The 18,405-nt window shown below is 63.2% G+C and carries 18 protein-coding genes and 1 pseudogene; 4 read left to right on the top strand and 15 right to left on the bottom strand.

The annotated features are described in order from the left end of the window. The 9 genes and pseudogenes from AB4Y72_RS19310 to AB4Y72_RS19270 all read right to left on the bottom strand — a co-directional run. Positions 1-807: pseudogene (locus tag AB4Y72_RS19310) on the bottom strand (ATP/GTP-binding protein); the annotation flags it as partial. 60 nt (positions 808-867) lie between these two features. Beyond that, positions 868-2,376 (bottom strand): SCO6880 family protein, encoded by a 1,509-nt coding sequence (locus AB4Y72_RS19305; RefSeq protein ID WP_441427752.1) that lies wholly within the window; start codon positions 2,374-2,376, stop codon positions 868-870. Then, positions 2,363-3,685, bottom strand: a complete 1,323-nt coding sequence (locus tag AB4Y72_RS19300) for a hypothetical protein (protein ID WP_441427751.1) — start codon at positions 3,683-3,685, stop codon at positions 2,363-2,365. The genes AB4Y72_RS19305 and AB4Y72_RS19300 overlap by 14 nt, the downstream gene beginning before the upstream one ends. Position 3,686: 1 nt before the next feature. Continuing rightward, the gene (locus tag AB4Y72_RS19295) at positions 3,687-4,433 is read right to left on the bottom strand and encodes a hypothetical protein (protein ID WP_441427750.1); all 747 of its coding nucleotides are present in this window, start codon (positions 4,431-4,433) and stop codon (positions 3,687-3,689) included. A 26-nt stretch (positions 4,434-4,459) separates the two neighbouring features. Continuing rightward, on the bottom strand, positions 4,460-4,729 hold the full coding sequence (locus AB4Y72_RS19290; RefSeq protein WP_028275338.1) for an integral membrane protein: 270 nt from the start codon (positions 4,727-4,729) through the stop codon (positions 4,460-4,462). 11 nt (positions 4,730-4,740) lie between these two features. After that, positions 4,741-5,355, bottom strand: a complete 615-nt coding sequence (locus AB4Y72_RS19285) for a DUF6668 family protein (RefSeq protein WP_441427749.1) — start codon at positions 5,353-5,355, stop codon at positions 4,741-4,743. A 34-nt stretch (positions 5,356-5,389) separates the two neighbouring features. Then, positions 5,390-6,826, bottom strand: coding sequence for a chromosome partitioning protein ParA (locus AB4Y72_RS19280; RefSeq protein WP_441427748.1), 1,437 nt, complete (start codon positions 6,824-6,826; stop codon positions 5,390-5,392). A gap of 41 nt (positions 6,827-6,867) precedes the next feature. Next, a complete protein-coding gene (locus AB4Y72_RS19275) occupies positions 6,868-7,359 on the bottom strand; it encodes a hypothetical protein (protein ID WP_441427747.1) in 492 nt (163 codons plus the stop codon). After that, the gene (locus AB4Y72_RS19270; protein WP_441427746.1) at positions 7,356-8,435 is read right to left on the bottom strand and encodes a CHAP domain-containing protein; all 1,080 of its coding nucleotides are present in this window, start codon (positions 8,433-8,435) and stop codon (positions 7,356-7,358) included. Before AB4Y72_RS19270 ends, AB4Y72_RS19275 begins: the two co-directional genes overlap by 4 nt. A gap of 188 nt (positions 8,436-8,623) precedes the next feature. Between AB4Y72_RS19270 and AB4Y72_RS19265 the strand changes: the two genes are divergently transcribed. Next, positions 8,624-8,890, top strand: coding sequence for a helix-turn-helix domain-containing protein (locus AB4Y72_RS19265; protein ID WP_441427745.1), 267 nt, complete (start codon positions 8,624-8,626; stop codon positions 8,888-8,890). 268 nt (positions 8,891-9,158) lie between these two features. Here the strand turns inward: AB4Y72_RS19265 and AB4Y72_RS19260 are convergent, their stop codons facing one another. The 4 genes from AB4Y72_RS19260 to AB4Y72_RS19245 form a co-directional block, all read right to left on the bottom strand. Beyond that, the gene (locus AB4Y72_RS19260) at positions 9,159-9,614 is read right to left on the bottom strand and encodes a hypothetical protein (protein WP_441427744.1); all 456 of its coding nucleotides are present in this window, start codon (positions 9,612-9,614) and stop codon (positions 9,159-9,161) included. 149 nt (positions 9,615-9,763) lie between these two features. Then, positions 9,764-10,390: a phosphatase PAP2 family protein gene (locus AB4Y72_RS19255; protein WP_441427743.1), complete on the bottom strand. Its 627-nt coding sequence runs from the start codon at positions 10,388-10,390 to the stop codon at positions 9,764-9,766. Further along, complete coding sequence (locus AB4Y72_RS19250; protein ID WP_441427742.1) at positions 10,387-11,388, bottom strand: hypothetical protein; 1,002 nt, start codon at positions 11,386-11,388, stop codon at positions 10,387-10,389. The genes AB4Y72_RS19255 and AB4Y72_RS19250 overlap by 4 nt, the downstream gene beginning before the upstream one ends. Continuing rightward, a complete protein-coding gene (locus AB4Y72_RS19245; protein WP_441427741.1) occupies positions 11,385-11,885 on the bottom strand; it encodes a hypothetical protein in 501 nt (166 codons plus the stop codon). The genes AB4Y72_RS19250 and AB4Y72_RS19245 overlap by 4 nt, the downstream gene beginning before the upstream one ends. Before the next feature lie 789 nt (positions 11,886-12,674). On the opposite strand from AB4Y72_RS19245, the gene AB4Y72_RS19240 reads away from it, so the two are divergent. The 3 genes from AB4Y72_RS19240 (at position 12,675) to AB4Y72_RS19230 (ending at position 15,967) form a co-directional block, all read left to right on the top strand. Next, positions 12,675-14,339: a hypothetical protein gene (locus tag AB4Y72_RS19240; protein ID WP_441427740.1), complete on the top strand. Its 1,665-nt coding sequence runs from the start codon at positions 12,675-12,677 to the stop codon at positions 14,337-14,339. A 536-nt stretch (positions 14,340-14,875) separates the two neighbouring features. After that, a complete protein-coding gene (locus AB4Y72_RS19235) occupies positions 14,876-15,646 on the top strand; it encodes a ParA family protein (RefSeq protein ID WP_069953086.1) in 771 nt (256 codons plus the stop codon). After that, positions 15,647-15,967, top strand: coding sequence for a hypothetical protein (locus AB4Y72_RS19230; RefSeq protein WP_441427739.1), 321 nt, complete (start codon positions 15,647-15,649; stop codon positions 15,965-15,967). 544 nt (positions 15,968-16,511) lie between these two features. Here AB4Y72_RS19230 and galE read toward each other — a convergent pair. Further along, entirely contained in the window at positions 16,512-17,525 is a 1,014-nt protein-coding gene (gene galE / locus AB4Y72_RS19225) for a UDP-glucose 4-epimerase GalE (protein WP_441427738.1), read from the bottom strand. A gap of 64 nt (positions 17,526-17,589) precedes the next feature. Then, positions 17,590-18,405, bottom strand: an 816-nt coding sequence (locus tag AB4Y72_RS19220) for a galactokinase (protein WP_441427737.1), incomplete at its 5' end; no start/stop codon positions are given.

Genomic DNA, 18,405 nt, shown 5'->3' with positions numbered 1-18,405 from the left:
CAGCAGGGTTGCTTCCAGCGCCCGGGTCTCCTGCAGGTAGACGGCCATGTCCCCGCGATCCAAGGCGACCTGCCGCAGCTCGTCGGGCGCGGAGATGATCACGTCCAACAGGTCCTTCAGGACAGGAACACCGTCGAACCGGTCATCGAGGACCCGCAAAGCCCGGTCCAAGATCGTCTGTTCCTGATCAGTGGGCGGGTTGTTCCGGCTGATCGTGATCAGGGAGACAACCATGGTCAGGCGACGGCCGTGCGCGTCGGCCCGTACCCGGGCGGCGTCCTCATGGTGGCCGCTGTCTTCGAGCAGCTGCGCCGCTTCGACGGCCTGGCCGGGATCGAGGATGTTCAGGTAGCCGACGCCGCGGCCGAGCTTGATGACCTGGCCGCCGAGCGCCTGGACCGCTTTGACGTGCTCGCCTTTCAAATCCCCCAGGATCAGAGGGTGGACGCCCTGAGCGGAGAGACCGATGAACATCCGGCGCACCACCGTGGACTTTCCCAGCCCCGGCTTGCCCAGGATGAACGCAGACGGATTGGAAATCAGGCGTGCCCGCTGGAACCAGCTGATCGGGTCACAGCRGACCGTGGCCTGGGTTTCCTCGTGGCGTCCGAGCGGGACGCCGATCATCGGAGAGGACGCCCCGGAGGAAAACGGCCACAGCCCGCAGACCTGAACCGTGGTCCCACGGTATTCACGCACCGCCGGGACCAGGGCAGCAGCCCCTCCCCCACGGCCGCCCCAACCGCGGGAACCGGGAATCCCCGCCAGAGTCTTAGCAGTCAGTGCACGGGCGACGGCCGACTGCATGACCGTAACGCGCCTGCGAACCTTAGCAGTCACTGTGCCGTTTGATCGCATTGATGCCATTTAGAGTGCCTCCCTAAGTTCCGTGGGCACCATGCTGTGCCTGGGCAGGACCAGACCCAGCGGCAGCGACGCCGCGAACGCGGTGTCCTGCGCGCCGTAGGCCCGGCGCAGCAGCACCCGGGCGGTGCCGGAGGTCTGTTCCACGGCGGCCACGGCGTCGGGGAGCCGGTCCTTGTCGGTCACGGTGGCCGTGACGACCATCCCGAAGTTCACCAGCCCGGCGCCCTGGGCCTCCTCGGCCGCGGTCTGCACTGCGGAGCGGGCATCTACCAGGGCGCGGGCGGAGGGCCGGGTTCCGGAGGTGATRCGGACGTTGGCGTTGTTCTGGTCCCGCTCCACCACGGCGGCGGCCCGGGCCGAATCCATCGGACGGTAGAGCAGCGAGATCCGCTTGCGGTCGATGTCCCCGTGCGGGGCCAGCAGCCGGGACAGGACCGAGGAGTTCACCGACCCGCGCGGGGCACCTGTCATGGTCCACGAGACGGAGAACGCGCTGTCGTGCCGGTAGTCATCCCAGCTCGCCTGCGTCGCGGAGGGTCCGACTTCGCCCCAGGTCAAGGAGACCGGGGAGCCGGCGGAGTGCGCTTCATCAATGATCAACGCCGCGGGAGGATCGTAGGCGATCCGGACGACCTCGCAGAGTTCCTGCGCGGACATCGGACGGGCGATACCGGCACCGGTGGACTGCAGCCGGGCCGACAGGCCCGGGATCCGGGACGCGAGGTCACGGGCCACGTCCTCCGGCGTGCGCTTCTTCGATCCTGCCCGCAGGGAGGCGTTGAACGACAGGGACACCCAGGCCCGGACCGTGGCCGACCCCTCCGGATACGTGTCGACGACCTCGTGGAGCACGTTCCTGGCAAACTCCGGGGCGTTCGGGTCGATGTTCATCATGACCTCATTGCGGAGCCGGTAGCCCGAATCCGGTGCGGTCTCCACCGTCACCGCCGCGGCGTCCAGGCCCGCTTCATCCCCGAGGCCGGCGAGCCAGCCGCCCCAGTTCGCCACCCACGCGTCGACCTGCTCCGGGTCCACCAGGGACGCGCCATCGGGCTCGGTGGAGAAGATCACCGTGAAGTGGTTCGTGGCCGGGACGTGCAGGAGCGCGAACGGGCGCTTGTAGGAGTCGGAGAATTCGTACAGGGTCGACTTCGCGGCGAGGCCGGGCAGCTGGTACATGCCCCAGGCCGTCACCCCGAGGGGGCCGGAACGGTAGAGGTTCGTCCCGGAGGACCTGGAGAGCCGGAAGCTCATCCGGGTTCCAAAACGGTCAACAACGGACTGGCCGTGCTTGTCCTTGACCGTCAGCAACACCGCGCTGGCCCCGGCCACGGCCAGGACAGCAAGGCCCGGGAACAGACCCCAGACGGCGAAGCTGATGATCCCCAGCAACAGCCCGGCCATGACAATGCCGGTGCCGATCGCGCCGAGGTTCCCCAACCCGGCAGACCGCGGGACGCGCCAGTTGCCATAGGACGGTTCCTTATATTCGGTATTAATTGCTGCCACTGGGGCCCTCCACAGTTTCTGATTGGCCGGTTGAATCCTGCGCGGTCTGTTGTGCGGCCCGGGAAACCCTGGACGCTGCTTGTGCTCCTACGGCGACGGCCATGCCGGCCGGACCTGCAGCTGACGCTGCACCCGAGGCGGCGCCTGCACTGCCAGCGGCTGCCCCTGCTCCTGCACCGGCGCCCGTGGTGCCTGCTGCGCCGGCTGTGGCGGTGCTGGTGGCCCCGCCCGGACCGGTCGCCCCGGGTGTCGGCTGGCCGCCATTCCCTCTGGGTCCGGTTGTTCCGGTGCTGCCCTTCGGAGATGCACCTGACTGGTTGGTCTGTGTACTGGCCGGTGTCGGAGCGGCATTGCCCTTACCGCTCCCGCTGCGGCCCATGGAAACGGCGCCGGTGGCCATGGCCCCCACGGCGGCTCCTGCTCCCGCTCCCCCGCCGGACGCGACCGCACCGACCATCGGCGTCACGAAACGCATCAGCGCCGGCAAAGCGAACAGAGCGACGATCATCAACGTGAAGCCCGTGATCGAGCCGATCAAACCGTCTTTCCCGCTGTTGTTTCCCATGAGCAGGAAAGCGACCGAGTAGACAATGGCTGCCGCAGGTTTGTAGAGGATGAACGCGATCGTCCAGCCAACCGCTTTCTGGAACCACTGCCTACCCATCTCGGTGTTGGTGAAGGCCGCGGTGGTGGGCAGGATGCCCGCCAAGATCACCAGCATGCCGCTGCGGACCACCATCAAAACGATCTGGACCAGGGAGGCAATCAGCCCGATCAATCCCAAGATGATGAGGATAAACACGCCGACACCCGATTGATTGGCCAGCACGAGAATTTTCATCGACTCGGCAAAGCCCTTACCGTCCGTGGAACGCTCAATGATGGCGGCCGAGAAAGCATCCGCGGCGATCACCAGGATCGAGATGACCCCCAGGCCAAGGCCCGAGACAAGAGTCAGCGTGATGAGGGACCGGAGCAGATCCTTTAGCGGTGCTCCACGTTGTTCCCAGATCATCCGGATGCCACCGAGAATGACTGCGAGGACCGCCAGCGTCAGAGTCCAGACCATCAATTCGCTGTTCACCATGGAGACGATGGGACTCGGCGTTGCACCGTCGGTGCTGGCCAGGTTGACCGTCGGCATGGACACCCAGAAGGTCGACAGTGTTGTCACCATCTGGCTCATGCCCTCCATGATGGCCTTGGCAAGGTTGTTGATGGCGTCGTCCGCGATCCCGGCTGCGACATTGCCGAGCCCCTGCTGTGTCCAGCAGATCGTGTTCCAAACTTCGCACTCTTTGTCCGCCATGTCAGACGCCGGCCCAGGGGATAAACGAACCCAGGTCACTGATCTGGCGCACTGGGCCGCCGCCGGCGGCCGGGATATCGAGTTTCCAGTCGCCGTCCTCCCAAAGCAGCGACGTCGAGAAAGCACCGTATCCTCCGTCGGCGCTCTTGATGGCCAGCTCCACGACGGCCGTTCCGGGCGTATACGAATGGATGATGAACCCTGCGACCTGAACCTTCGGTGAGGTTCCGCTGCCGACGTCCTTCCCTTCCTTTATGGCCTGTACAGCCTTGTCCCGCGACGGGCTATCAGCTGAAAGCTCCAGGTAAACCTGTTTTGCATAGCCGTTGAACGACGCTGCCCAGATGTTTACCGTTGCGTACAGCGCTCCTGTGGGGGATTGAGCAAAGCACGACCTCAAACCGTCCTTTCCGACAGTGCCAGGGCCGGCCGTTGATGGATCATTGGGAACGGCCATGGTGCCGAGCAAGTCCCATTTGGATTTAGGCGCTGCCCCCAGTGCCGTTTCTGTGCTTGAGGGCAGTCCGCAGACGCTTTTGCCTGCAACTGTCGTGGCGCTGGGGCTGGTTGTGGCCGGGTTGGCGGATGCTGCTGTTCCCGGCGCTGGCTGGGTGGTGTCCTGTCCTTTGGGGAGCAGAAAGATGACGACGGCTGCTGCAATCAGCGCGACCACCAGCGCGGCAGCAATGATGAAACCGGGTTTGGTGAACGGATTGCTGTCGGTGGTGCTCTCTGTTGACTGGCTCATGCTGAACCTCTCCGGTAGTTGCGGGTTTAGACGAAGGCGCGGACGATGCCCGAGGCGCCGGTGATGATGATGCAGCCCATCAGGACCCAGCCGAGCTTGCCGATGGCTTGGGCTCCTTCGCCGCGCTGGAGCTGGATGACCATGCCGATGCCGACGATGATCACGCCCAGGACGCCGAGGACCAGGCCAATGCCGGAGGCCCAGTTCAGGATCGTGAGCAGGCCGCCTGCCTGTGCCGGGACAACCGGGGTGGGGTTGGGGATGACGCTTCCGTCAAGTACAGCGAAGGGGTTCATGGTGAGACCTTTCAGTAGGTGGTGCTGGGTGTGGTGTCGGTAGCAAGGGCGKCCAAGTCAGTGATGAAGCGTTGGTACTCGCGGGCCGGCGGTGGGGTCGTGGAGTCGCCGTGTCGCCAGGATTCGACCCACGGGAGGCGCCACAGTCGTGGGGCTCCCCCGCCGACGATGGTGGCGAAGTCCCGGAGGGCTTTGGGAGTCTTCCCGGGGGCATCGGCGAGGACGGCGAGGCCGAGCAGATCAAGCGCCGGCGCCGCGCCCGATACCCACTGCATCAGCGCGCTCCGGGCCGCTGTCAGCCCGCGCATGTCTGCCCGGCAGACCAGCAGCACCCGCGGTTTGCCGCCGTTCTGGAGGACAGGCCAGCAGTGACCGGTGACCCGCGCCCCTTCGAGAAGGTCAGCGAGGCGGCTTTCGCCGGATCCCCCGTGGGCTCCGGTGACCCACAGGGCTGCGGAGCCCGAGACGGTGCGGCGGCCAAGCCGGTCTGCGGCGTCGGGTTCGACCATTCCCCTGAGCGGTTCATTGATCACGGCCGCCGGCGGCACGTGCGCTTCCGGTGCTGCGGTGTCCGCGCCGTCGGTCGGAGCCGGGCGGGTGATCCAGGGGTTCAGGGACTGTTGCATGGTTGCCTCCTTTCAGAGTCCGGTGGTGGGTGGTTTAGAAGCCGGCGGCGACGGCGGCCGCGGCCGCGAGCCATGCCCGCTGGGTGGCGGGCTGGAGGGCTTCATAGCGGATGGGTCCGTTGACCAGGGCCGGGTCGTAGGGAATCCGGACGACGGCGCGGACGAACGGGGCGAAGCCGTCCGCGATCCGCTGGGCCTCGTCCTTGGCCCGTTTCAGAGCGTCGCCGCTCATGCTGCGTTTGGCATCGGTGGATTCCGAGACGATGACGACGGCGTTGCGTGCCAGTTCCGCGTCGTGGCCGCCCCGGGATTCCAGGGTCTGCAGGGTCAGTCTGGCGGCTTCGGCGCGGTCTTCGATGGCGGTGACGGGGACGACGAGCTGGTTGGTGTGGTCGATCATCCGGCGCCAGTTCGCGGCCCGGGCGGTGTTGCCGGAGTCCATGACCACGAGGCGGTAGTAGCGGGTGAGGACCTGGTGGGCGATGTCGACTTCCTCGGCGGTGATTTCGTGGTCGCCTTCTTCGTTTTCATCCGAGCGGAGGACGTCGAACTTGTCGGCGGTCTGGTGGTGGACGAACTTGGCGATTTCGGCGGCGTTCGTGGACGGGGAGAGCAGTTCGGTGGAGGCATCGATCAAGTCCAGGACGCTGCGGTCGTGGGAGCCCTTTTCGGTCCGCCACCCGAGAGTCCCTTGGGATTCGTTGTTGTCCCACGCGACCGTGGCCGCGCCGCTGTAACGGGCCAGGATGGCGGAGAGCATCACCACGGTGGGGGTCTTGTTCGCCCCGCCCTTGCGGTTGACCACGGCGATGGTCCGGGGACCGGGCCAGTGCTGGCTGACCGTGCGGATGTCTTCCCGTTCGGTGAGTTCTTCTTCCGAGGGGTCCATCCGCAGTCCCAGGCGGGTGAGCGTTCCCCGCCAGCCCTGGGTGGCAGGTTCCAGCACCGGGGCGCTGACCAGGAACGAGGTTTCCTTCAGGCTGTGCCGGGTCGGCGGGACTTCCTCAACAACGGCAGCTGTCTGCGGTTCCGGGGTGGCCGTCGCGGGGGCGGGCGGCCACGGTCGGGCGTCCACCGATGCTGCAGTGGCAGGAGCGGCCGCGGGCTCCGGTGCGGGTGCGGGGACGGTATCAATGACGGCCGGCGCTACGGTCGTGGGTGGGGTTTCGGGGGCTTCTGCCCGGCGGCGGGCCGGACTCGGCTCGTAGGAGACGGATTCGATCTTGTTGTCCGGGTGGACGATGAGTTCGCCGTGGCCCTCGGGGTCTTCGATGCGGACCCGGACGGGGCGCTGCAGGGTCTGCGCTTCGCCCACGATGAGGGCCAGGGCGTTGTTGCGGAGTTCCTGCACGGAGTCCCCGGCAGGGACGATGCGGGAGTTGCCCGCGACGACGACCTCGGCGGTGCCGTTGTCGCGAACGATGGCCCGGATGTTGGGAAAGGCCAGAACTTGCGTTGGTGTAGTGCCCATGAGCTTCTTCCTTACGTGTGTGAGATTCAGAGGTGCGGCGTTTAGGAGGAGGGCGGGGTGAGTCGGTTGACCTTCCACGGGGCGTCCTTGCCGGTGCGGAGCAGCTGCACCGTGTAGGTTCCGGCGTTGGTGGGGACCGCTGCCATGACGCCGAAGCCGTTGGCTTCATCGACGGTGAGGGTGGCGGGGCCGGTGACGCGGGATGCGGGGATGTTGGCCGGGTCCACCGCCGAGTAGTCGGCGGTGGCCTGCGGGGTCAGCCAGCGGGCCAGGTCATTGGCCCACTGCTTTTCTTCCACCGTGGGGCGGGCGAAGTCTGTCATGGCGTTCTCTGCGACGTCCATGGCCTGGTCCTTGCTGGCCTGATCCCAGGTAATGCCCATCGTGGCCGGGACCGTACCCCCGGGCGCCTGGGGTCCGCTGTTGGCGCTCAGTGAGACCGGCGCGGACGCCGTCGGTTGGCTGGTTGATGCCGCCGGTGCGCAGGACACGCAGAGCAGCGCCACGGCGAGTAGGGTCAGGGGCTTCTTCACTTCTTCTCCTCTTGAGTGGGCAGGTACAGGAAAGCTGAGGGGACGGAGTCGGCCACGGTCCGGGTGTAGTAGCTGTGGTCCACCGGGGCCGGGTTGCCGTTGTAGCCCTCTTCGACGTAGGTCTCGTTGGTGTTGATGGCCTTCACGACGGCGACGTGGCCGAAGGTCGGGTCCGCTCCCCCGGCCCCGGGCGCGTACCAGACGACGGCACCGACCCGGGGGGTGCTGCCGGTGGGCCAGCCCTTGGCGTCCCAGCCGGCCTTCCACGTCAGCGCCGAGCCGAGGGCCTGCCCGTCCGGGCGGAAGGTGCCGTTGAGGAACCTGAACGGTGCACTCGTGGACCCCATCTGCTGGTTCACCCGCCACAGRGCGAAGTCCACRCACTCGCGGTAGTACATGCCCAGCGGMGAGGTGCTGGCWGTRKTCGCKCCGRCCTGCAACCAGGTCGGGGAGTTCTTCCACGGGTAGTCATCCCCCGCGCCGGACTGTCCCGACACGGCGCAGCCGCTGCCTTGCAGAGAGAACTTCGAGGTCGAGAGAGCCTCAACGAGTTTGACGGCCTCGGGCCAGTACTTCCGGTAGTGGTAAGGGTCGGCGTTGCGCTGAACCTTGTTACCGGCAATGGTCGGTTCCAACAGCTCCCAGCCGGCCACGCCCTGCAGGGCCTTGATGAAGTTCGTTGCGCTCCTGGTGGGGTCCATGCGGTCCGCGTAGGAACCCCACGCACCGTTGTCGCGCTGCTGAAACAACCCCCGCGAATCCGGCCCGGCACCGTCGCCGGAGTCCAGCACCCGCAGCCCCGACTCCCCCAGGGCCACCATGACGCTGATCATCTGACCCTTGGCCGACAGGTCCAGGGACTTGCCGGCATTCATGATCGCCGTTGCGTTCCTCAGCTGCTCAGCTGAGTACCCGTCGACCTTGGTGCCGGCGCTGATAGGGCCGGAAGCCGAGGGGCCACAACCGGCCGAGGCCGGTTTTGAGTGCCCGAGAAGCAGAACGATCGACAAGACCAGACCCAGGAGGATCGCCGGTACAAGAGCTGCAGCGCCGATCAGCAATCGTTTCGGCTTCACGGCTGTTCCCCTTCTGGGCTGTTCTGAAGGACACCCGCGAGAGCAAGCATCATCTTTATGGTGATGCTACCATCACCAAAAAAATGTTGATACTTCTTGAGGGGCCGGCGGTGGGTGAGAATTGACGAATGCCCCGCATCTACAAGCCCCACCCCGGACAGCCTCAAGAGGCTGGAAAGGCTTTGAATGTGTTCAATGCCAATACGCTGCGGGCTGCYGTAATCAGAGACCTCGCCCAGCATYCTGGCGGCGACACCACTGGAGGCATCGCAAAGCGCATCGGCGTGGACTACCGGCAGGTCTACACGCATATCAAGACGCTCGAGGCCGAAGGGCTGGTCTCTGCCGCGGGCCAACCTGCTGTCCGCAACGGGCAGCGCGTGCAGTACTCGATCGACCTGGGGAGACTGCGGGAGCAGGGCCTCATCTACATGAGGTATCTCTCGGGAGAGTAAGCGCCGAACATCGCAGAATTCGAGAAGGCGGACCACGCCGTGATGCTTTGGATCAAGGTGGAGGGTGTAGGGAGTTGAGCATTCCGGGACCGCGACTGGAGCCCGCTGCGGCACACTCGTTGCGGGGGTGTAGCCCCTACGACCCCCCAAAACCGTCTTAGGGGCTACACCTTTGATGCCACTCAATGTGCATGGTCAGGCCGTAGTGGGCACCTGGAGCATGTCATGCTCCAGAGTCTACTGAAAAAAGTTCAGTAGTGAAAATTTTTCAGTTGGGCGGATTATTTCTCTCGGGCCTGGGCGGAAGGTTCCGCAGAGCTTCAGTCACCGCACRCAGGGCATCGATGTTGACTTCTCCCAGAACCCGCGCTGCGAAGTGCTCTACCTCGGCAATGCGGTATGCCTCTATGAGGCGGAGTTCGGCTTCGACCCGTTCCGGGATGGGACCGCTGCGCTGAAGCAGGTAGTTCTCGTCAACGTCAAAAAAATAGGCCAGTGCCTTCAGCAGCTCCGGATCCCATCGGTTATCGGGAGAGCCGGCCAGCAGCCGATGCCAACGCGTTCTTGTGAGTGTGATCCCCTGTTCCGCGAGACCCTGTCGAACGTCCTCGTACGTAAAACTATCGGCATCTTTGGCGTGAACGATGTCCAGAAGAAGCTGGATTTTCGAGGCAAGAACCTCCTTATCGCTGCGAGGATCTATGGGGTTGTCCTTCGAATTCACGCGTGATCCCGCTCCCGGCCAACCAGGGCGGCCACATCCTGAGGGAAGCGCTCAGCCAGCGGTAGCGAAGTCACAGCCCTCCTTCTAATTCCGTCATCGTTGAGACCCGTTGYCCGGCCCCGGCGGCTTCGTGGAGTGCCACATGAAAATCAGCCGACAATGAGAGTATATGAGGCTCCGAATGCGACTACGCCGGTTATGAACCCGGCAATGACCTGAGGAGCTGAGTGATCCCGAAGATAGACCCTTGACCAGCAGACAAGCGGGGCCGCCACAACGAACGGAAGACCCAGCCAGCCGAACATCATTACTGCTGACACGGTCGCCCCGCCCAACGTCATTGCATGGCCCGATATCTTCCAGATCGGGCTGACCAGAATCAGGGCCACAATCCCGCAAAGGATTCCGCCGATGAGCCCCCAGACGGGCTGAGGTGCGCCGATGACGGAGAGGATTGCGCAGCCAAACAGCGACGATCCCAAGGTCCAGAGCATGACCGGGCGTCGTTGTTTTTTGTCTCCCACGTGATGGTCAGTCAGCTTCCCCCTCTTGGCCAGGATCAGTACGGCAACAAACGGCACCAGACATATGAAGAGGGCAGCGATAATGCCCGACCAGATGGACATCATCCACTGGTTACTCAGCAGGGAAGCCAGAATCAGCAGGAGGGACAACACCAGGGGCGGCTGCGCGATCTCTGTTGCGGACCGGGCCACACGTCCAACGGCCGTGGAGGACCTATCTGCGGTGGTTAGGGTCGTGGTTGCTGCTGTCACTGTGGTGCCTTTACCGGCAGGACTGATTCCAAGGAACCGACGCCGCCATCAAATCGGGCTTGGGCCGCGTTCMGGACACGGCCAGCAAGCAGGGGTGTGGATCGCCCGGCGAGAACGACCTTGTGGTCGCTGGAGCGAATAACGTACTCATACAGGTGCACGGAGGGGTACCTCGCGTAGAAGCTTCTCGCAATGCCAGCTAACCAAGATGCGCGGGAGAGACCCCAATATGATCTTGCCAGCGTGGCCGAGAGAAAGACCAAGGCAGCCCGGTCCCAAAGCTGGAGCCGGCGCGAGGCCTTGACGATCGGCGGGATGCCCAACCCGACAGAAGTGAGCAGAACCCCGCCGTAGAACAGCGGGCTGAATAGGACGAACAAAACCTGATGGAGAGATGAGCTGCCCACATGGATGTGCATCATGGTCATGTAGGCGATCTCTTCGACCGAGGCGAGAGCGACCAGAGCCATGCCGGACGCGACGACCCGGGAACTCACGCGGACAGGCAGACTTTCTTGAGGTTGGAGGCAAATTCGGAGGACGGAAACGGCCAACAACGCCAAAATGCCCATGTAGACGCCGGCGTAGATGAAGACCGGCAGTTGCCCGATATTTTCCGGCACGTAGCTCAGGGTGGTCGGAACGAACTGTTGGGACAAGAACGGAACGGTGATTGCAATGGCGGCGAGGCCTGCAGCTAGGGGCCGGTGGCTGAAGCGAGAGCGGTAGCTTTCATCGGGAGAGTAGGCAGCGAAAATTCCTTCCCGTACCAGCCAGACGGCGCTTGTGACACACAAGTTGCGAACAAGGTGAAGGAAGTTGACGCCGCCAAGGGCAGCGTCAATGGTTACTTCGGGTATGACGACGCTTGAAAAAAAGAGGCCGAGTACACCGATTCCGATCGCACCAATAAATGCCGTTGAGGAGCCAGAACGAGCGACAAAAAATAGGYGAACGGCAAATACTGTTGCCAGGATCCAGAAAGCGGCAGCGATCATAGACCAAACACTCGTTCGGCCTTCGTTGTGTGTTTCATGGGTGTGGCATGCAGGACTCGCGCCAAGCCAAAGGCCAAATTTTCGGCGGCAGCCTCCGCCTCATCCAAGGGGACATCTACCGCACGGCACATCCAGCTGACACCGTTCCGCTTACCAATGCCAGAAAAGAAAGACCCGGCGATCAGTCCATCCAGAGGTTTCCCCTTATGGCCTAAAAGGATGTGGCTAAGTTCATGCAACACGACGTGCATGATCCAAACTTGGGGACCCCGCAGGTAGCGGACGATGCCGTGGCTGTAAGTGTCGATCCATTGGCCGGTCACACCTTCCCCAAGGATGTCCACCGTGCCCTCCTCAAAGACCAGGCGTTTTCCGTACTTGGTCTCAACCGCACTCACGAGGTCGTCCAATTTCGGGTACTCCGGAAGATTCAAGGTCTCGATGACCTCTGCGGTCAGCGTGGACTGTTCCATATCCCTGAGGCTCCAGTAATCCACTGAAAAAATTTCAGTAATGTGTACTATGAGATCAGCGCCCGAAGCGCTGTGGCAAGGAGCCACCCTACCAAGCTTCCGAAAACACCTGCTGTCACAGGAGGGCGCCCCGAAGGCTCGGAGCCTTAGACCAGGGGCGGAAGCTAGATAGACGCGCAGCATCTTTAGCGACCACCCACGACGACACGCCGCGCACCTTCCCACTTAAGAGAATCTGATTCATGTTGTGTATAGAAAGTAACTTCGGTCCTGGGAGGGAAAATGCCACAGCTAAGCAAGGGTGAGCGTCACGTAATCACGGCGCGTTTGCCCATCTCGGACGCCGAGAAACTTGCGGCCGTCGTGAATGCAACCAAAGAAAGCCGTAGTGACCTTATCGCTAGGCTCGTGCATGCTCACCTCAACACCATCGACTTAAACCGCATCACTGGCCAGGAGGCATTGCCTATCGCTAAGGCCAGTTAAACGACTGAAGGCCCGCTTTCGCGGGCCTTCAAAAAGTATGCCGTTCAGATCCGAAATCTTGCCGGACGACGATCTGAACTTAACAAGCTCCCCGTGAGGGGGGCTCCGTTTGCTATACCCCGAAGGGACTAGCTGTTGTCTATGGTACCTGCCGCGCCCGTGCCGTCAATAACTGACGCGCTGCAAGCCACGCGTCAAGTGACGCCCGATATGGCGTGGGCTCTGGCTCCATTGATAGCCGGTGCACCGATTTACCGCTTGGGACGCTGGATCGGCGGCCGCTTCCAGTACCCTCGGCCGCAGAACCCGCCTCGGATCACTGCTGCGATGCCGGCACGGCCGGCGGCTGTCCTCATCCATGGTGCAGACGGTTCTGTAGCTACTCTCTGCCTTGACCTGGACACCTCCAAGGCGCTGCAGGGCGTCGTCGATGCCGACGCCCAACGCCTCGGGAACCTCTTCGAGAGCTGCGGTATCCGCTACGTCGCGGACTACTCCCCCAGCGGCGGACGCCACCTCTACGTCCCGCTCGCAGAACGCCTGAGCGGCCCTGAAGCCCGGGAACTCGTCGAAGCCATGACCCTGATGGCTTCGAGTCTCGATCCCAGTCCGCACCAGAACGTTACCGACGGCTGTATCCGGGTTCCTGGTTCCGTGCATAAATCCGGCGGCCACCAGATCCTCACCACTCCCTTGGCCGCTGCCTACGACATCCTGCGCCGCCGTAATCCCGTCAGCGCCGTTGCCGCGCTCCGGCTGGCCCTGGCGCCGGAGCTCAGGCGCGCCCGCGAACTGAAAGACCGCACCGCCAAGATGGTCGCCGCCACGACAGCACACGGTATTCGCCCGGCTCCCATCGCCGCGAGCCAATCCCCCTTACGGGTGCTGGCCCGTACCGGCCTGTACGACACGGCCAAGTACGCCAGCCCCTCAGAAGCCCGCATGGCGGTCCTGAACCACTTCGCCGCCTGTGGCTGGACCCTGGAACAGGTCCGCCTCGAGCTGGGCGGTCAGTTCCCCGGCCTCGCAGCCCTGTACACCACCACCGACCGGCAGGAGCGCCTCATCGACACAGAGTGGGCCGAGGCCTGCCGGTGGATCCAAAAACGGGGAACCCAGGTCGGAGGCGGGAGGACTGCCCGTATTAACGACACAAGCCCCCCAGAACCCACAGGGGGGGCCAGCAGAACCAGTAGCAAGGCTGGCGTGCACCAGCTCGTGAACGATCTCGAAAACGTCCTCTACGCGGTGCTAGACCACAGACTTACGGAACGCGGCCGCGAGGGCCTGAGCCTGCGCCTGTTGCTCCGGGCAGTACTCGGCTACATGCGAACCATGGAGACTGATCTGCTGGACGTCGGCTGCCGAACTTTCGCTACCGCCATGGGCAAACACCACGGCACCATTTCCAGACTCCTCCCCAGGCTCCAACAAGCTTCAGACGGCATCCTGACCAAAGTCGCCGATGCCCGCGGCCGCAACGCCGACACCTACGTGATCCAACTCCCCCAGCACTTTGAACAACTTGCCCGGGAACTCTCCTGGCGCCGCGGAAAGATCCATGGCATCCGCCCCGTTTTCCGGGCCTTGGGCGACGTCGCCGCCCTCGTCTACGAATCCATCGAACGCGGACGCCTCTCCCCCACCACGGCAGCAATCGTCCGCTCCACAGGACTCAGCCGTACAGCCGTTGAAACGGCCCTAGGCGCCATGTGCAGCTACAACATGATCGAACGCCGGCACGGTGAATGGATTATTACGGCTGGGACCAGCCTGACAGCGCTGGCCCGCCGACTCGGAGCCCTTGACGACGCAGCAGAGCAGATTCGCCGACATCGCATGCAGCGCGCAGCGTGGCACGCATGGCTGGACCGGCACCTGGTACCTATCCTGGCAGAACACGAAGTGGAAGACCCCGAATCGGACCTTTTCTGGATCCCGCCCTCAGAAAGCGATTTGGACTGGGGCGGGGCGCTGTGGCGAGTGGCCTGAAGCTCTGCACCAATCATGGAACCTTTAACAAATACTGCCGGTAAAGATTGGCTCCGCGGCAACGATCTTCTTTGTGCCGCGGAGCCTGACTCAGAACGCTGAGAGGATCAATCTATGTCGGCGGAGTTCGTCTATTTAAATAATTCTGTCATGACAGATTGATGTACTTCTATCAATCTAGCCTGTTGAGACCTAGGGAGCCACACTCGTTGCCAGCCTTGTCTCCGGTAGTGGGGCGTTGCCTAGATATCAACCCTATAAATAATTCTGTCATGACAGATTGACGGATTTATGTACGTCTATCAATCTCGCCTGGCAGACGCCTAAGGAGCGACAGTGCATTAAAGCCTTCAGATTTCCGGAGGCGGGGTCCGGTCGCTGCTAGAGGTTGCCCGTGGAATGCAGACCACCACGGGGGAGATAGCGCGCACAGCATGGACAGATTGAAGTAGTTTAAATAATTATGTCATGACAGATTGATAGATTGACGTACATCCATCAATCTGTCAGTCTGTATTCAAACGCGAAGGAGCAATATGAAAGTGACTGCCATAGGCAACCGAAAGGGCGGGGTGGGCAAGACGTCCGTGACCCTCGGACTTGCAACCGGACTCCGGCTGATCGGCAAGAAAGTTCTAGTCATCGATCTGGATCCCCAGGCCAACGTCACCGACGCGCTTGAGGGGGCTGGAGAGTTTGACATTTTTGACGTCCTCTACGGCGGGGAGGCCGGGACTCTCGGGCAAGCTATCACCACGACCTCGTGGGCTGGCATTGATCTCATCCCGAGCTCCGAGTCGCTGGCTCGGCTGGAGTCCGAAAGCATAATGACTCCAGAGATGCGGCTCAAGGCCGCCGCTTGGGGTGCAGAGGAACTAGAAGAGTACGACCACGTCCTCATTGATTTGCCTCCGGCTCTCGGGAGGCTAACCCTAAACGGACTGATCTGGGCTGACCGAGTCTTGGTTGTGACCGAGCCGGCCGCATTCTCCGTCAAGGGAGTGACCGAATTCCTGGAAACGGTCAAGAAGGTGCAGTCGCTGCCTCACCTGAACCCTGCCCTGGAATTCATCGGCATCATCATCAACAAAACCAGCTCACCACTGACCGGCGAGCACGCGTTCCAGATCGGCGAACTCGAAGCGGAGTATGGCAGCGACGTGATGGATCCGCACCTGCCCCTTAGGACGGCGATGCAGGATTCCATCAGCAGCAGGGCACCGCTGACAAAAATCAACAGCAGGGGGGCGGCCATCATGACAGAGAAGTTTGTCGCCCACGCACGCTACTTGGATGGGGAGAAGTAAATGGCCGTCGACAGAAAGTCATCCATTCGAAAGGCGCCAGCCGCCGATGTCGTTGATGTCCTAACATCCAGGGCGGAAGCACCATCGCTGAGGCCTGATGTTGAGCCCGTTGTCGAGGCGCGGTCGGCCAAGGCAAATCTCGAGCCTGTTGCTACGAGGGGTCCGGGCCCGGGTCGGCCCAGAGGCAAGAGAAGGATGGAGCCGTTTTCGTCCAAGATCGAGATCGGCCTCCGCGACGAAATGGATGCTTACATCGAGGAATATGGAATCACGATTACAGACTTCCTTGATGAAGCGATACGAGATCGTCTAAAAAAATAATTCCGTCTAGACAGAATTATCAAACCCAAGGTCGCTGCGTTGCCGTTCCGCGCATCGTGGAAGGTAATGCACCTCGAACCCGGCTACCGTGAATACTGAAATATTTTCAGTAGAGGGGTTCGGCCATGGCAGGGCGTAAGAAGCAAGTAGATGGTCAGCTGACACCGTTTCGCAAAATTGAGCATTGCCCCGCGACGGTCGCAAGGTCGACGAGACGTCTCGTATCCCAAGGGTTGCAAGGCACGTAGAGGAGTCAATTTAGGAACCCACGAAATCGTTTGCGTCTGATATTCGACTTCTGCACAAGGCACCCCTCCTTGGCCCCCCGTCAAAGGTGTAGCCGCCCTCGCGGATCCGATTGGCCCAGGGCACGATATTCTCCGGCACCGGGCTCACGACTCTGAAATCGAACGGTCAGAGGGGCTGCTACCGTGTCGGTGCTCGGCGCAATGCGGCCGCCTGCATGGAGACGGCGGCGGCGTATTTATCTGACCGGATGACGATGTCACTCTGTGACGGTTGCTGAAAAGGGAGGATGCCGATCTTAGGCGTTGTAGCCGTGCGGGTTGTTGTCCTGCCAGCGCCAGTGGTCCTCGCACATCTGGTCCACAGTCTTGGTGGCGGACCAGCCCAGGTCCGACTGGGCCGAGGCCGCGTCGGCCCAGAAGGCGGGGAGGTCACCGGCGCGGCGTCCGGTGAGTGCGTAGGGGATCGGGCGGCCCACGGCTTTCTCGAAGGAGTGCAGGACCTCGAGAACGGAGGAGCCCTTGCCCGAGCCGAGGTTCCAGCGGTAGACGCCGGGCCGGCCCGCCACGTGGTTCAGCGCGGCGACGTGTCCTTCGGCGAGGTCGACCACGTGGATGTAGTCGCGCAGGCAGGTGCCGTCCGGGGTGTCGTAGTCGCCACCGAAGACCATCAGCTTCTCGCGCCGCCCCACGGCCACTTGGGCGATGAAGGGCACAAGGTTGTTGGGGATGCCCTGCGGGTCCTCGCCGATCCGGCCGGAGGGGTGGGCGCCGACGGGGTTGAAGTACCTCAGGAGGGCGATGTGCCAGCGGTCGTCCGCCGCTCCGAGGTCGGCGAGGATGTCCTCGATCTGTTCCTTGGTCCGGCCGTAGGGGTTGTTGGCGCCGATCTCCATTTTCTCCACGTAGGGGATCGGGTTGTGTTCGCCGTAGACCGTGGCGGAGGAGCTGAACACGATTGACCGGACGTTGTGCCGGTCCATCGCCCGGAGCAGGTTCAGGGTGCCCACGAGGTTGTTGTGGTAATACATCAGGGGCTCCCGGACGGATTCCCCGACGGCTTTGAGGCCGGCGAAGTGGATGACGGCGTCGACCGGGTATTCGGCGAAGACGGCGTCCACTTCCGCCGCATCAACGAGGTCCGCCCGGCGGAAGGCCACGGGCGTGCCGCTGAGCTCGGCAACCCGGCGCAGCGATTCCTCGCTGGAGTTGACCAGGTTGTCGATCACCACCACTTCATGGCCGGCTTCCTGCAGGGACAGAACGGTGTGCGAACCGATGTAACCGGTGCCGCCGGTGACCAGAATTTTCATTGGGCGCTTCCTCAGGGATGGGGGCTGGAACGTCGCGTGTTCATGGGGCCGGCCATGCCTCACATCAGGAGATGCGGGCGGCRCCGGCTGAGGGGGTGACGGTGAAGATGTCCGGCCGGGTGAGCCCTGCGTCGGCGAAGGCGCGGGTGACGGCGTCGCGGACCTGCTGCTCGTCCTGCACCGGGGTGAGGGCGATGGCCGAGCCGCCGAAGCCGCCGCCGGTCATGCGTGCCCCGATCGCGCCGTGGATCCGGGCCGTGTCCACGGCGAGGTCGAGCTCGGGGCAGGAAATCTCAAAGTCGTCCCGCATGGAGGCGTGGCTGGCATCGAGGAGGGGGCCGATGTGCGCCRGTCCCCGAGTGTGCAGGACGTCCACGGTTTGCAGCACGCGGTCGTTTTCGGTGACGATGTGGCGGACCCGCCGGAAGGTGGTGGCATCGAGGAGTCCGCTGGCGTTCTGAAGGTCGGCGACGGCGACGTCCCGCAGGGCTTTTACGCCCATGCGTTCGGCGCCGAGCTCGCAGGAGGCGCGGCGGGAGGCGTAGCCGCCGTCGGCGTGTGAATGTTCCACTTTCGTGTCGATGACGAGCAGGACGAGTCCGGCTTCGAGGGTCTGGAACGGCACGAGTTCCACGGATTGGTCGCGGCAGTCAAGGAAGACGGCGTGCCCGCTGGCGCCGCGCAGCGAGGCCGACTGGTCCATAATGCCGGTCGGCGCTCCTACGAAGGCGTTTTCCGCGTGCTGGGTCAGCAGGACCATTTCCTCGGCCGAAAGCCTTGCGCCGGTGAGCTCATTGAGGGCGGTGGCGACGGCGCATTCAATCGCGTGCGAGGAGGACAGCCCGGCACCGAGCGGGACATCGGAATCGAGGAGTAGTTC

The sequence above is a fragment of the Arthrobacter sp. YAF34 genome, assembly GCF_052113245.1.
Lineage (GTDB): Bacteria > Actinomycetota > Actinomycetes > Actinomycetales > Micrococcaceae > Arthrobacter.
This window is presented reverse-complemented; position numbering and strand designations above follow the sequence as displayed.